We start from the raw sequence: 14,077 nt of genomic DNA, 5'->3' as shown, positions 1-14,077 counted from the left end.
ATTTTCAAAGGAAAAATATTGAAGTTATTATTCACTTCCTTTTGTTGTTTTGCAAGTTTAATGGCTAGCGATGCCATTAACTGCGACAACATTAAAAATAATAAAACATTGCTAAATGAAAGTTCAAATTTAGATTATTTAAATATAACTTCAAGCTGTAAAGAATCTTTAAAAAATCAAGATTTTACAAAAAAACTCTATGCAATTTCCAATGAAATTCGCGGAAGCAATAGCTCTTGTAATGGTGTGGCTTATTTGCCAAAATTACAACAATTTGATTTTTTATTATTAAAAATAGCTATCGATCCCATCGCTTATCAAAAAACTTTAGATACACCCGAAAATTTAGAAAAAAAATATGATATTTTAAAATCTTATTTTAGATATTGGGCATATCAAAGTATAGGAAATTTTAGACTTTACAAAGCTTTTTGGAAAGAATATAACAATGCTATAGAACCTTTAGAAAAGTATTTTGAAAGTAATTTTAATTTTGACAAAGGTAGTAATATTTACTATACTAGCAATGCCTTAAACGAATTTTTAAATTGGGCTGTTGGTGAAACAAAAATTTACAAAGATATTAGTCCTTTAGCAAAAATCATGTCAAATAAAAATTATTCAGTATCTTATATACAAGATTTTATTTTTTCAAATAATCCAAGCCAAGATGATCTTACTATAGCCTTGCAAGCAGCGCTTTTAAATCAAAGAGAAAAAGAAATTTTAGAACTTTTGATTCGTTTTGGTGCTAGGATTGACGAAGGTTATGAAAGTGCTATTTTTTACGCATTGGAAAATTATGAAAATACAAATTTTTTAATCCAAAATGGAGCGAATGTTAATCAAGCCAATGCCTTTGGTAAAACCCCACTTTTTTATGCCATAGAGTTTAATCGTCTTGATATCATAAAACTACTTCTTGATAATGGAGCAAATGTTAATCAAAAATATATTAATAACAATGAAAAATTAGCATTAAGTGCGAACATAGGTTCAAATACGCCTTATTTTATTACATTTTGCGCTCTAGAGCACACTTCAAAAAATGTTTTAATGCATGCTGCAGCCTATGGAAATGTTGAAATTTTAAAACTTCTTATTTCAAAAGGAGCAAATTTTAACGCTGTTGATGATCTTGGTTTTAATGCACTTGACTTTGCGCTAGCAGCAGGTAAAAAAGAAAATGCTGATTATCTAAAAAGCTTGGGTTTAAAAGCAAACGAAAATCTATTTTACGGAGGTAGTTTGGAATGAAAACCGCATTTATTACAGGAGCGAGTTCAGGTTTTGGTAGAGCTTGTGTTGAAGCTTTTATACAAGAAGGCTACAAAGTAATCGCCCTTGCTAGACGCAAAGAGCGTCTAGAAGAGCTAAAAAATGCTTATAAAGATAAGATTTACACCCTTTGCATAGATGTAAGAAATCAAAAAGAAATCTTTGAAGCTATTGAAAATTTACCTAAAGAATTTCAAGAAATTGATGTGCTTTTTAATAATGCAGGTTTAGCTTTAGGGGTAGATGAATTTGATAAATTAAACCTTGAAGATATTAACACTATGGTAGATACAAACATCAAAGGATTTTTATATGTTGCAAAAGCTGTTATTCCTATACTTCGTAAACAAAAAAATGCTTATATTTTTAACTTAGGTTCGGTTGCGGGACGCAATCCTTATTTTGGAGGCAATGTGTATTGTGGAACCAAAGCCTTTGTAGGACAATTTTCATTGGCCTTAAGAAATGATCTTAGAGGAAGCAATATCAAAGTAACAAACATTGCTCCAGGACTTTGCAAAACTGAATTTAGTGAAGTGCGTTTTAAAGGAGATATCCAAAAAGCTGATGCAGTGTATGAAAATACGCAATTTATCAGTGCTAATGATATTGCCAAAGTGGTAATGTCTATCATTAACCTACCAAGCCATATTAATGTTAATGAAATCGAGCTTATGCCGGTAACACAAACTTGGAATGGATTTTATATAGAAAGAGATGAATGAATAAATTTTTAGTTTCATTGTTTTTACCTTTAGTTGCATTTGCAAACTCCTCAGAAGCAGCTGCAAATGCTAATTTATTTGGAGCTTTTACGCTTATACCACCTTTAGTTGCTATTGCTTTAGCCTTTATCACAAAAGATGTTATTTTATCGCTCTTTACTGGAGTTTTAAGTGGAACTTTTCTACTTAGCCTTTCTGCAAATATTTTTAAAGCACAACATTTAACTTTTGTAAATTATTACAATACTACAGTAGAATCTTTTTCAAAAATTATTTCTTATATCTTAGGTTCAACTTCAGATCCAGTAAATGCAGGAATCATTTTACAAATTCTTTGTATAGGTGGTCTTGTGGCACTTATCACAAAAATGGGAGGTGCAAAAGCTGTAGCATTAAAATTTGCCAAAAGAGCCAAATCAGCTGTATCAGCTCAAGTTAACACTTGGTTTTTAGGGCTTTTAATATTTTTTGATGACTATGCTAATTTACTAATCGTAGGTCCAATTATGCGTCCTTTGGCAGATAAATTTAAAATTTCTCGTGAAAAATTTGCCTTTATTATCGACTCTACCGCAGCTCCTGTGGCAGGAATAGCTGTAATTTCTACTTGGATAGGCTTAGAAGTTTCTTTAATTAAAACCGCTTATGAACACATAGGCATTAGCAATATTAGTGCTTTTGGAATTTTTGTTGAAACCATACCTTATCGTTTTTATAATATCTTCATGCTTTTTTTTGTAGTCATGACTGCAATCATGGGGCGTGAGTTTGGTTCTATGTACAAGGCTGAAGTGCGTGCAAGAACCACAGGACAAATTGCTCCTCTACCTAAATCAGGCACACTAGATACTACTGAATTAGAAGATCAATTTTTAGCACCAAAAGAAGGTATTAAAATTCGTACTTTTGATGCTATTGTTCCTATTTTTACTTTAATCATTTTAGCTATATTAGGATTTTATTTTAATGGACTTAGCACTTTAGAAGGCGAAGAACTTGCAAAAGCAAGTGCCAATCCTTTGTCTTTTGAAACTTTTAGGGCTGCTTTTGGAAATGCTGATTCTTCTGTGGTGTTATTCCAAGCTGCTTTGTTTGCTGCTATTGTAGCGATTTTTATCGGGGTGCGTCGTAAAATTTTCAATCTTAAAGAAGCGGTAGAAACTTGGATATATGGCTGGAAAACCATGATTTTTACCATAGTATTGCTTTTATTTGCTTGGTCGCTTTCAAGTATAGTAAAAGATCTAGGAACTTCTTTATTTATCACTAGTTTGCTTGCAGATAAATTGCCTGAGTTTATTTTGCCTGCTACTATTTTTGCTTTTGCTTCAGCCATTTCTTTTGCCATAGGAACAAGCTATGGAACTATGGGGATTTTAATGCCTTTGGCTGTGCCTTTAGCTCATGAAATCGCCAAAATCAATGGCATGGATGCAAACGCTATGCATCATTATATGGTTATTAATATAAGCTGCGTTTTAACAGGTGCGATTTTTGGAAACCATTGTTCACCAATTTCAGACAATGTAATCCTTTCATCTATGAGTGCAAAATGCGATCATATGGAGCATGTAAGAACACAGATTCCTTATGCTTTATTTATCTGTGGCATTTCTTTAATCGCTGGATATATTCCTGTATCTTTAGGACTTAGCGTTTGGTTTGTCTTGCCTTTAAATTTCATACTTATTGCACTTTTACTAAGACTTATCGGAAAGAAAGTTCCATGAGTCTTGAAAATTTTGGAAATTTTCTTACTTTAGATGAAAAGCATTCTTTCATAAAAAAATATTTTAAAGAATTTTATACAAAGGATTTTAAACTTTTTGCTTCAAAAGATAAGCATTATCGTACAAGAGCTGAACTTTCATTTTATCATGACGATACGCTTTTTTATGCGATGTTTGATCCAAAAAACAAAAAAAAGTACATTATAGAATATTTAGATTTTGCTGATGAAAAAATTTGTACTTTTATGCCAAAACTTCTAGAATACTTGCGTCAAGATAACAAATTAAAAGAAAAACTTTTTGGCGTGGAGTTTTTAACCACAAAGCAAGAACTTAGCGTAACTTTACTCTATCATAAAAATATAGAAGATATAAAGTCAAATTTAGAAAATTTAAGCAATATTCTTCATATCAACCTTATAGCAAGAAGTAAAGGCAAAAAGCTTATTTTTAAAACAGAAAATCTAAGACAAACTTTAAATATTCAAGGTAGAAAAATATTTTATGAATTTAACAACGATTGTTTTATTCAACCTAACACTACTATAAATGAAAAAATGATTACTTGGGTGTGTGAAATTTTAAACACTCAAAAAAGAATGGATTTACTTGAGCTTTACTGTGGATATGGAAATTTTACTTTAGCTTTAGCACCATTCTTTTTTAAAGTTTTAGCCACTGAAATTTCAAAAAGCAATATTAATTTTGCTTTAAAAAATTGCGAGCTTAACAATACAACAAATATCCACTTTGCAAGACTTTCAAGCGAAGAATTAAGTCTTGCTATCAAAAAAGAAAGAGAATTTTTTCGTTTAAAAGATATTCGATTAGATGATTTTAATTTCTCTCATGTTTTAGTTGATCCACCCCGTGCAGGACTTGATAAAAGCGTAATTGACTTAATAAAAAAATATGAAAATATTATTTATATTTCTTGCAATCCTATCACTTTAAAAGAAAATTTAAAAGAATTAAGCCTAACACATAGAGTGGAAGAGTTTGCTCTGTTTGATCAATTTGTCAATACTCCACATCTTGAATGTGGAGTATTTCTTAGCAAGGTATAAAAAAATAATTCATTAATTTAGCCAGTATTACTATCGCGATACAAAGCACAAATACAAAAGGGTGGATAAAAACACCGAGTGGATTTTTCTTCTTTAATATAAAATGACAAAATAAAGAAAAAACAACTAAAGATAAAATTCCAAAAGCCAAAATAATTTTTACAGCAAAAAGTAAATTTAAAGGTTTAAAATGAAAACCTGCCAAAGCACCTCCGCTTAAAAAAAGCAAAAGAACCACAAAAGGCATTATTTTAACCCCAGTAGCACTAAAAAGACTTTTGTCAAAATTAGGATTTTTCTTTTTAACTACACCCAAAACAAATACATCAACAAACAAATAACCTATAAACAAAATAGCACAAAGAAGATGGATTGTTAAAGTATATGGATAAAATTCTTCCATTTTTCCCTCCTTATTAAACTTCGGAATTTGCTATATTATAACACTTTTTTCATTTTTTAAATTCACTTTAGTTAATTTTTTAATCATTTAAGATAAAATACCAAAACAAAGGTTAACAATGAATGAAAAAGAAACTATCTCTTATATTATAAATACAAGTAAAAATATTGCCATATTTGCTTTAAGTCCAGATAAGACAAAAGCTTCTTATAGGGTAGCAGAATTTTTACAAAGAAAAAATTATAAAATTTTTCCTATTTATCCTAAAGAAGAGTTTATTTTAAATGAAAAAGTTTATAGAAATTTAGATCAAATAGAAGAAAAAATCGATACACTTATACTTTTTAGAAAAGGGGAAGTGGCACTAGAAATTCTTCCTAAGCTTGTTGAAAAAAATATTAAAAACCTATGGCTTCAACTTGGTATTAGTAACGAAACAGCCAAAGAAGAATGTAAAAAATTAGATATAAATTTTATACAAAATCGTTGCATTATGCTAGAATATCCGTATTTTAAAACAAAGGAAAAATAGTGTTAGAGCTTAATAAAATTTACAAAGCAAAACAACAAATTTCAGAGTTTGTAAACAAAACTCCTTTCATATACTCTTCTTTTTTAAGTGATATTTGTCAAAGTGAGATTTATCTTAAAAATGAAAATTTACAAATTACAGGTGCTTATAAAATTCGTGGAGCTTATAATAAAATAGCCAATCTTAGCGCTGAACAAAAACAACACGGAGTCATTGCGGCAAGTGCAGGAAACCATGCTCAAGGCGTGGCCATTAGTGCAAAAAAATTTGGCATTAAAGCAGTTATTGTAATGCCAGAATCTACTCCGCTCTTAAAAGTTTCTGCTACAAAAGCCTTAGGAGCAGAGGTGATACTCAAAGGGGACAATTTTGATGAAGCTTATGTCTTTGCAACCTCTTATGCTAAAGAAAATAATCTTAGTTTTATCCATCCTTTTGAAGATGAATTTGTAATGGCAGGACAAGGAACTTTGATGCTTGAAATGCTTGATGAAATAAGCGATCTTGATATGATTATCACACCTGTTGGAGGTGGAGGACTTATAAGTGGTATCGCAAGTGTAGCTAAACAAATCAATCCAAACATTAAAATCATCGGAGTTGGAGCCAAAGGAGCTCCTGCAATGTATGAAAGTTTTCATGCCAAAAAAATCAAAAATGCAAAAAGCGTACGCACTATAGCCGATGGTATTGCTGTGCGTGATGCAAATCCTATTAATTTTAATATTATTTTAGAATGCGTAGATGATTTTATCCAAGTTGATGATGAAGAAATCGCTAATGCGGTATTGTTTTTACTTGAAAAACATAAAATCATAGTTGAAGGTGCAGGAGCTGCGAGTGTAGCCACCCTACTTCATCAAAAAATAAATACACAAAATCATAAAAAAATTGGCGTAGTTTTAAGCGGAGGCAATATCGATGCACAAATGCTAAATATCATCATAGAAAAAGGTTTATTTAAATCCTACAGAAAAATGCAAATTCATGTTACTTTAGTAGATAAACCTGGGGCATTATTACACCTTACAGACAGCTTAAAAATAGCCAATGCAAATATAGTAAAAATCGACTATGATAGATTTTCCACCAAGCTTGATTATGGCGATGCGATGATTTCAATTACCCTAGAAACCAAAGGTAAAGAACATCAAGAAGAAATAAGAAAAATTTTAACCCAAAAGGCCTTTAATTTCTATGAAAGTTTTTAATAACATATACGGCTTAAATAAAGTCCATTTGGCGGTGCTAAAAAGTGATTGTATTGCTTTTTGGCCTCAATCTGTTCTTTGAGTTCTTTTTCACTCATTTTTCCTTCTAAAACCTTTAAAACACTTGCTACACTTAATCTAATTTGCCCTCTTAAAAAACCATTAGCTTTAAAATGAAAAATGCTAAAATCTTTATAAGCATAAGCTCTAGCAATAAAAATTTCTCTTAAAGTCGTTTTATTATCTCCTCCACTTTTGCAAAAAAACTTTAAATCCTTTTTTCCCACAAAAAAACCCAAAAGCTCGTTAGCCTTATCTAAGTCAAATTTAGGATAAAAATGCACATAAGAAGCCATAAAAGGACTATAAGAAGAGTGAGAAAATATATAGCGGTATTCTCTACTTTTTACATCAAATCTTACTTCAAAATCATCTTTTACTTTTTCAATTTTTTTGATATGGATAAAAGGATGGGAAAATTTATTAAGCTGTTTTTGAAGATATTCTAAATTTGTAAAATAATCTCCACACTCCACACTAGCTACAGCATAGCTTGCATGTACTCCTTTATCTGTACGAGAAGCCATCAAAAGAGGTGAAAAAATACCCAAATGCGATAAGGCCCCACTTAAAGCATCTTGAACACCTTTTTTATGAGGCTGAGTAGCAGAACCTAAAAAAGCAGTGCCATCATAAGAAAATATAATTTTTATTTTCATCAATAACGACTCAAAATCATTTTCTTAAAACAATAAGCCGAAACAAATAAACTTAAAGAAAAAATTCCAAGGCAAGCCAAAATTGGAGGTTGAGAAAAAGAACTTAAAAGTCCAAAATATATAGCAATCACTCCAAACATACCTAAATACACATAGCCTTTTTCATAACGATAAGTAACCAAACCAAAACAAAGCGCAAAAAGCGTACTAGCAAGTGGAAACAAGGCTATAGTTGTATAAATCACAAATTCTCTTGCTCTTTGTGGATTTTCGTTTAAATCATTCCAGTATTCATAAAATTTCTTTGTTTGAAGATTGTCTGTATTAAACTGAGTATTTACTACTAAAGTGTCAAATTCTCCACTAAAAATACTTTGACCTTGCTCAAAATTATACATTTTGCCTTGATTCAAGCTAAAAGCAAAGCTATCATCTTTTCTTTGCACATGCGCTTCTTTGGCTATGATAAGTTGTTCTTTATCATCTGCTTTATGTTTAGGGCGATACATAATTATGTTTTCATACTTATCACTATCTTGTTTTTCTATAAAAATCATCCAGTCTAAAAATTTTTGTCCAAATTCTCCTGTTTTGTAGTTAAATTTCACTTGAGTGCTTTTATAGTTTACAAAGTTATCCTGAAGTTCAAATACTATAGGTATCATTACCAAAGCCACAACAAGCATAAAAGCACTAATCAAGCTTGCAATTTTAAGGAAAAATTTTGCCAAAATCATTGGTGAAAATCCCAAAGTAAAAAGTACTATGCTTTCATTTTCCTTAGAAAGCCTAAACAAAGCCAAAGTTAAAGAAATAAAAAAAGATATAGGCAAGGTAAAAATTAAAATTCTAGGCAACATAAACCCATAAAGCTTTAAAAGATCCAAAAAACTAATCTCTATGCTTGAAGTAAGTTTTGCAAGTTGAATAAAAAACACCATAGATACAATAGCAAAAAGTACGAAAAATATAGACAAATTCGTACTTAAAAATTGATTTAAAACATATCTTAAACTAAGCTTCATTAGAATAATCCTAAGTTTTTATAAAATAAAACTGCCACAAAAGCGATATTTAAAAAGGGTATCATAGCAAGTTCTTGCTCTTTTATTGCTTTAATTCTAAAAAAAATAAAAAAAGGCAAAGTCAAAATAGAAGCTATAAATAATACTAAAAATCCATACTCAAAACCTAAAATTCCACCTATACAAGACATAATAATAATATCAGCATCACCCAAATTTTCTAAAATTTCATCTTTTTTTTGGAAATTCATTAGAAAAAAAACCAAACTTTTTAATAAAAAAACAAATCCTCCAAAACTAAAAGCATTTAGTAAAAAACCTCCACTAAACTCTTTAAAAATCAAAAAATGTAAAATTTCACTCTCCCTAAAGGCGTAAAAAAAAGCAAATAAAAAAGCACTCCAAAGTAAAATTTGTGGTACGGCTTTGAGTTTAATATCAATTAAAGAAAGTAAGAAAAGATTAAATAAAAATAGAGATAAAAATAAAAAATCATAAAAATTTTGACTTAAAGAATAAACCAAAATAAGCAAAATTGCGCCTAAAATTTCATTGATTAACAAAGAAATAGGCAAATGACATTTACAAGTTTGACATTTTGCCTTTAAAAAAATATAAGAAAAAATAGGAATAATTTCATAGTATTTTAATTTTGTATCACAAGAAAAACAAAAAGAGCGCGAGATAAAAAAGGGCTTTTTTTCAATTATCCTACTTGCCAAACTTGTGCAAAAAGAACCCAAACAAGCCCCTAGAATTATTATGAAAAATATCATTTTCCAAAAGTTCTTTCTCTATTTCTAAATTCTTTAATAATCCTTTTAAATTCTCTCTTGGTAAGAGATGGAAATAAAGTTTCACTAAAATAAATTTCAGCATATGAACACTGCCAAAGTAAGAAATTTGAAAGTCTTTTAGCGTTTCCAACGCGAAGCATCAAATCCACATCTAAAGGTAAATCTAAATTTTGCGTTAAATTTTCTTCATTTAGCTCAAGTTTTTTTTCAATCACACGCTTAGCAGCTCTTATAATCTCATCTCTTGCACCATAACTTATAGCCAAATTAACACAAAGTGCGTCACAATGCTTTGTTTTTTCTTCAACTAAGGTAATTTTTTCTCTTACTTTATCTTCCAAGCGCGATAAATCACCTATAGCTCTTAAACGCACATTATTTTTTTCAAATTTTTCTAAAGCTTCATCTAAACAACGATCTAAAAGTTCAAAGATAAAATCAATTTCATCTTTAGGACGCTTCCAATTTTCCGTACTAAAAGCAAAAAGGCTTAAATTTGAAATATTTTCTTCCATGCAAACTTCCATCAATTTTTGCATAGTTTTGACTCCTTGGGAATATCCAAGCTTTGCCAAAAAACCCTTAGCTCTAGCCCACCGCCTATTGCCATCCATAACAACAGCAAGGTGTTTTAATTCATTCATTTTTCATCCTTTAAAATCAAAAAGCCTTTTGAAAACAAACAAAGGTTCAATCTTGTTTTCTTGCGATACATTAAAATCTAAATGTTCGTTTAAAAATTTTCGCACCTTAGCAAAAGGTGTAAAAATACTAACACCTTGTGAATCTATTAAAATTTTCAAAGCTCCAAAAACACTAAAATATAAGTAAATTTCTAAATATTTTGCTCTTTTACGCATTTGAAACAAGCAAGATTTATTTTCAAAGATAAAAGGAATATGATAAATATTTTCAAAACTTGCAAAAAGCATTTCTTTTAATATCTGATAACGCTCTATATCTTTACAATCTAAAAGATTTTGTATGATGAATTTTTTATAAGAAATTTTATCCTCTAAAATAGCGATTATCAAAGCCAATCCCTCTTCAAAAGGTTTAAAATTAGGACGCTTTGAAAGATGTTTAAATTGTATAACTCCACCATTTTGCATATAAAGTTCAGCTAAATATTCAGCACCAATTTCAAGCTCTATCATGCTTTTGGTTTGAATCTTTTTATGATTTAATAAAAGCGTATAATGTCCATAACCTGATTTAGCTAAAACTTTCATTTGTATAGGTAAGGTAGAATTAATCATACTCATAATTTTTCACACCATTTTACTAATTCAAATGCCAATTTTTCTTTGCTTTGCAAAGTGCTTTTATTTTCATTGTTTAAAGTGATAAAATAAAGCTCATTTTGATCGCTTCCAAAATAATTTTTTTGATCAATGATATTAAGACAAACCATATCAAGTTGCTTATCTTTTAAAGATTTTTTCGCATTTTCTAAGGCATTTTGAGAATCAAATTCCATCTTAAAACCTATCTTTTTGCCTTGAAATTTGCAAGTTTTAAGCAAATCTTCATTTAAAGATAGATGCAAATTTAAACCCTGTAAATGCTCATTTTTTTTAATTTTCCCTTTTACACTTTGAGGGATAAAATCACTCACCGCAGCCGTCATAATCAAAAAGTCATGATTTAAATTTTTATCCAAAAGCTCCTTTAGATCCTTAGAACTTTCAAATTTGCAAAGCTCATAAGGCGCATCAAATTCCACAGAGCTTAAAAGTTTTACCCTAGCTCCTAAAAAATAAAAAGCGTCAGCTATGGCCTTTGCCATTTTTCCACTTGAAAAATTACTCACACAACGCACATCATCGATCTTTTCTTTTGTGCCGCCACCTGTGATAACTACACTTTTATCGCACCAAAACTTTTCTTTTAAAAGCTCTCTTTTGGTGATATTAAAAATATCCTTAACTTCAGCTAAGGCTCCTACGCCTTCATCTTTACAAGCTAAAACTTTACAAATAGGCTCTATAATCAAAGCTTTATTTTCTTTAAGTATCTTTAAAGAATTTCGCGTGCTAAAATGATGAAACATATTTGTATTTGCCGCAGGAGCTATGATAAGAGGTTTATTTGCTGCGATTAAGGTTTGGATAAAAAGATTATCCGCTATACCAAAAGCAAGTTTATTGATAGAATTAACACTTGCAGGAGCAAACAAAACAAGATCTACATCCTTGCTAAAAGCTATGTGATTGTTTGAATTTTGCCAACTTTCATTTTCCTCACATAAAACTTCATCAACCAAGGCTTCAAAACTCATTTTGCTAGCAAATTTTAACAAACCATTAGAAAGCAAAACTTTTACCCTAAAGCCTTCTTTTTTAAACAAAGAAATAAGCTCATAAGATTTATAAAAAGCTATACTACCGCTAATGGCTAAAAGTATGGTTTTCATTTTTGAAATTTCTTATAATAATAATCTTTTATCATTTTATGCCCTGCTCTATTGATAAACAAAGCACCCTTTTCTACATTGACACTTACTGTGCTTCCTGCTGCTATGATCACTTCATCTTCAATTTTTACAGGTGCGATAAATTGCGTATCAGAACCTACAAAAACATTTTTTCCTATGATGGTTTTATGCTTTTTTACCCCATCATAATTACAAGTGATAGTCCCACAGCCTATATTGGTTCCACTATCTATCTCACAATCTCCTAAATAGCTCAAATGCCCTGCTTTTACGGTATTTAACTTTGCATTTTTACATTCTACAAAATTTCCTATATGAGTGTTTTTTAACTCACAATTTGGACGCAAATGTGCCAAAGGCCCTACATCGCTATTTTCTACGATGGAATTTTCTATCACGCTTGAACTTTTAATGATAGAGTTTATAATCTTACTTTTGCCCTCTATCCTTACATTTTCATATACTTCACATTCACCTACAAATTCAACATCTGCACCTATAAAAGTGCTTTGCGGTAAATGAAAAATCACACCCTGTTGCATCCAGTATTTTTTAATTTTTTTTTGCATGAAATTTTCAGCTATACTGAGTTCAAATTTATCATTAATACCCATAAATTCATCTTCATCTACAAAAACTGCTTTAATCATCACATCTTTTTCTTTTGCTAGTTTTACAATGTCGGTTAAATAATACTCTTTTGCCGCATTATTGTTATCAATCAAAGGTAAAAGCTCTTTTAAAAGCCTCGAGTCAATCACATAAACCCCAGCATTGCAAGTATTTATCTCTTTTTCTTGCGTATTTGCATCTTTAAATTCAACAATTTTTTCAACGCTATCGTTTTTTATCACCACCCTACCATAACTTTTAGGATCTCTTGCTTTAAAAACTGCTAGATTTAATTTTGCATTATTACCCAACAAAGCTTCCAAACTTGTTTGCTCAACCAAAGGCATATCACCACAAAGAATCAACACTCTTTCATTTTTAGGCTCAAACCCACTTAAAGCTCCCGCAGTTCCTGGATAATTTTGCAAATCTTGCTCTAAAATTTGTGTTTTTGGAAAATATTCTAAAATTTCTTTTTCAACGCGTTCTTTTTGATGCGATAAAACTACACTTACATCATCACTTAAAGCAAAAGCCTTTTTTAAAATGTGTAAAATCATACTTTTTTGACAAAGCTCTTGCAAAACCTTTGGCTTTTGTGATTTCATTCTAGTGCCTAATCCTGCCGCTAAAATCAAAATAGAAGTTTTCATTTTTTACCTTTGTTATTAAGAAGTCTAAAAGACTATTTTAGCAGTTTAAAGTTAAAATCCTAATACCCTTAAACTAGTTTTTAGTCATCAAAAGATAAAATTTAAATTTCTTTAATAAAAAACAAAAAAAGGTTTTTAAATTTTGAAAAAAATATTATTATTTTTACTTTTAAGCATGAGCTTATTTGCTGCTGAAGCAACTATCCCTACAGTAAATTTAAACTTAAGTGCACCCAATACACCTAATCAGCTTGTTACTACTTTAAATATAGTGATTGTTTTAACCATACTTGTGCTCGCTCCAAGTATAGTTTTTGTTATGACTTCTTTCTTGCGTCTTATTGTAGTATTTTCATTTTTACGACAAGCTATGGGGACGCAAAGTATGCCACCTAACACTATTTTGGTAACCTTGGCTTTAATTTTAACTTTTTTTATCATGGAACCTGTAGCTACAAAATCCTATAATGAAGGTATAAAACCTTATTTAGCAGAAAAAATAGGCTATGAAGAGGCTTTTATAAAAGGAGCAAAGCCTTTTAAAGATTTTATGCTTAAAAATACTCGCGAAAAAGATTTAGCCCTTTTTTATCGCATACGCAATCTACCCAATCCCAAAACCATAGATGATGTTCCCCTTACGGTTTTAGTTCCTGCTTTTATGATTTCAGAGCTTAAAACCGCTTTTGAAATAGGGTTTTTAATCTACCTGCCCTTTTTAGTCATAGATATGGTTGTAAGCTCAGTTTTAATGGCTATGGGTATGATGATGCTACCTCCTACTATGATTTCTTTACCTTTTAAACTCTTAATTTTTGTATTAGTGGATGGATGGAATTTGCTAGTGCAAAGGCTTGTGGAAAGCTTTGTAACCTAAGAAGGAAAATC

At 30.3% G+C, this 14,077-nt stretch carries 15 protein-coding genes; 7 read left to right on the top strand and 8 right to left on the bottom strand.

The window, feature by feature from the left end; all coding sequences use genetic code 11:
- Positions 1–18 precede the first annotated feature (18 nt).
- The 4 genes from OT390_RS04300 to trmA are packed head-to-tail and all read left to right on the top strand — an operon-like array spanning position 19 to position 4,800.
- Positions 19–1,257, top strand: coding sequence for an ankyrin repeat domain-containing protein (locus OT390_RS04300; RefSeq protein WP_032587041.1), 1,239 nt, complete (start codon positions 19–21; stop codon positions 1,255–1,257).
- Positions 1,254–2,003 carry an SDR family NAD(P)-dependent oxidoreductase gene (locus OT390_RS04295; protein ID WP_002860500.1) on the top strand — a complete coding sequence of 250 codons (750 nt, stop codon included), beginning with the start codon at positions 1,254–1,256 and terminating at the stop codon, positions 2,001–2,003. Before OT390_RS04300 ends, OT390_RS04295 begins: the two co-directional genes overlap by 4 nt.
- Positions 2,000–3,733, top strand: coding sequence for a Na+/H+ antiporter NhaC family protein (locus OT390_RS04290; protein WP_025006516.1), 1,734 nt, complete (start codon positions 2,000–2,002; stop codon positions 3,731–3,733). Before OT390_RS04295 ends, OT390_RS04290 begins: the two co-directional genes overlap by 4 nt.
- Positions 3,730–4,800 carry a tRNA (uridine(54)-C5)-methyltransferase TrmA gene (trmA, locus tag OT390_RS04285; RefSeq protein WP_002870017.1) on the top strand — a complete coding sequence of 357 codons (1,071 nt, stop codon included), beginning with the start codon at positions 3,730–3,732 and terminating at the stop codon, positions 4,798–4,800. Before OT390_RS04290 ends, trmA begins: the two co-directional genes overlap by 4 nt.
- Here trmA and OT390_RS04280 read toward each other — a convergent pair.
- Positions 4,787–5,203, bottom strand: coding sequence for a membrane protein (locus tag OT390_RS04280; protein ID WP_002852650.1), 417 nt, complete (start codon positions 5,201–5,203; stop codon positions 4,787–4,789). The two genes, trmA and OT390_RS04280, sit on opposite strands and share 14 nt — an antisense overlap.
- 118 nt (positions 5,204–5,321) lie before the next feature.
- Between OT390_RS04280 and OT390_RS04275 the strand changes: the two genes are divergently transcribed.
- Entirely contained in the window at positions 5,322–5,735 is a 414-nt protein-coding gene (locus OT390_RS04275; protein WP_002859511.1) for a CoA-binding protein, read from the top strand.
- Positions 5,735–6,946 (top strand): threonine ammonia-lyase, encoded by a 1,212-nt coding sequence (gene ilvA / locus OT390_RS04270; RefSeq protein WP_025006515.1) that lies wholly within the window; start codon positions 5,735–5,737, stop codon positions 6,944–6,946. Before OT390_RS04275 ends, ilvA begins: the two co-directional genes overlap by 1 nt.
- On the opposite strand, the gene truA is transcribed toward ilvA, so the two are convergent.
- The 7 genes from truA to glmU are packed head-to-tail and all read right to left on the bottom strand — an operon-like array spanning position 6,943 to position 13,189.
- Positions 6,943–7,668, bottom strand: a complete 726-nt coding sequence (gene truA / locus OT390_RS04265; RefSeq protein ID WP_074471096.1) for a tRNA pseudouridine(38-40) synthase TruA — start codon at positions 7,666–7,668, stop codon at positions 6,943–6,945. The two genes, ilvA and truA, sit on opposite strands and share 4 nt — an antisense overlap.
- Positions 7,665–8,690: an LptF/LptG family permease gene (locus tag OT390_RS04260; RefSeq protein WP_002856798.1), complete on the bottom strand. Its 1,026-nt coding sequence runs from the start codon at positions 8,688–8,690 to the stop codon at positions 7,665–7,667. The genes truA and OT390_RS04260 overlap by 4 nt, the downstream gene beginning before the upstream one ends.
- On the bottom strand, positions 8,690–9,466 hold the full coding sequence (locus OT390_RS04255) for an A24 family peptidase (protein WP_002859509.1): 777 nt from the start codon (positions 9,464–9,466) through the stop codon (positions 8,690–8,692). The genes OT390_RS04260 and OT390_RS04255 overlap by 1 nt, the downstream gene beginning before the upstream one ends.
- Complete coding sequence (uppS, locus tag OT390_RS04250; protein WP_002852565.1) at positions 9,463–10,131, bottom strand: polyprenyl diphosphate synthase; 669 nt, start codon at positions 10,129–10,131, stop codon at positions 9,463–9,465. The genes OT390_RS04255 and uppS overlap by 4 nt, the downstream gene beginning before the upstream one ends.
- 3 nt (positions 10,132–10,134) lie before the next feature.
- Complete coding sequence (locus tag OT390_RS04245) at positions 10,135–10,752, bottom strand: hypothetical protein (RefSeq protein WP_002860494.1); 618 nt, start codon at positions 10,750–10,752, stop codon at positions 10,135–10,137.
- A complete protein-coding gene (gene coaBC, locus OT390_RS04240; RefSeq protein ID WP_032587046.1) occupies positions 10,749–11,903 on the bottom strand; it encodes a bifunctional phosphopantothenoylcysteine decarboxylase/phosphopantothenate--cysteine ligase CoaBC in 1,155 nt (384 codons plus the stop codon). Before coaBC ends, OT390_RS04245 begins: the two co-directional genes overlap by 4 nt.
- Complete coding sequence (gene glmU / locus OT390_RS04235; protein ID WP_032587048.1) at positions 11,900–13,189, bottom strand: bifunctional UDP-N-acetylglucosamine diphosphorylase/glucosamine-1-phosphate N-acetyltransferase GlmU; 1,290 nt, start codon at positions 13,187–13,189, stop codon at positions 11,900–11,902. Before glmU ends, coaBC begins: the two co-directional genes overlap by 4 nt.
- A 142-nt stretch (positions 13,190–13,331) precedes the next feature.
- Between glmU and fliP the strand changes: the two genes are divergently transcribed.
- The gene (gene fliP, locus OT390_RS04230) at positions 13,332–14,066 is read left to right on the top strand and encodes a flagellar type III secretion system pore protein FliP (RefSeq protein WP_032587050.1); all 735 of its coding nucleotides are present in this window, start codon (positions 13,332–13,334) and stop codon (positions 14,064–14,066) included.
- Positions 14,067–14,077: the final 11 nt, after the last annotated feature.

This window comes from Campylobacter sp. CFSAN122748, assembly GCF_045277125.1.
GTDB lineage: Bacteria > Campylobacterota > Campylobacteria > Campylobacterales > Campylobacteraceae > Campylobacter_D > Campylobacter_D jejuni.
The sequence above is the reverse complement of the archived record's forward strand: the minus strand, read 5'-3'. Positions and strand labels throughout refer to the sequence as shown.

Bases quoted from the DNA above. Each gene is read 5' to 3' on its own strand.
- OT390_RS04295 (WP_002860500.1), top strand. From the start codon at position 1,254: ATGAAAACCGCATTTATTACAGGAGCGAGTTCAGGTTTTGGTAGAGCT.
- OT390_RS04290 (WP_025006516.1), top strand. From the start codon at position 2,000: ATGAATAAATTTTTAGTTTCATTGTTTTTACCTTTAGTTGCATTTGCA.
- trmA (WP_002870017.1), top strand. From the start codon at position 3,730: ATGAGTCTTGAAAATTTTGGAAATTTTCTTACTTTAGATGAAAAGCAT.
- OT390_RS04280 (WP_002852650.1), bottom strand. From the start codon at position 5,203: ATGGAAGAATTTTATCCATATACTTTAACAATCCATCTTCTTTGTGCT.
- OT390_RS04275 (WP_002859511.1), top strand. From the start codon at position 5,322: ATGAATGAAAAAGAAACTATCTCTTATATTATAAATACAAGTAAAAAT.
- OT390_RS04260 (WP_002856798.1), bottom strand. From the start codon at position 8,690: ATGAAGCTTAGTTTAAGATATGTTTTAAATCAATTTTTAAGTACGAAT.
- OT390_RS04255 (WP_002859509.1), bottom strand. From the start codon at position 9,466: ATGATATTTTTCATAATAATTCTAGGGGCTTGTTTGGGTTCTTTTTGC.
- uppS (WP_002852565.1), bottom strand. From the start codon at position 10,131: ATGAATGAATTAAAACACCTTGCTGTTGTTATGGATGGCAATAGGCGG.
- OT390_RS04245 (WP_002860494.1), bottom strand. From the start codon at position 10,752: ATGAGTATGATTAATTCTACCTTACCTATACAAATGAAAGTTTTAGCT.
- coaBC (WP_032587046.1), bottom strand. From the start codon at position 11,903: ATGAAAACCATACTTTTAGCCATTAGCGGTAGTATAGCTTTTTATAAA.
- glmU (WP_032587048.1), bottom strand. From the start codon at position 13,189: ATGAAAACTTCTATTTTGATTTTAGCGGCAGGATTAGGCACTAGAATG.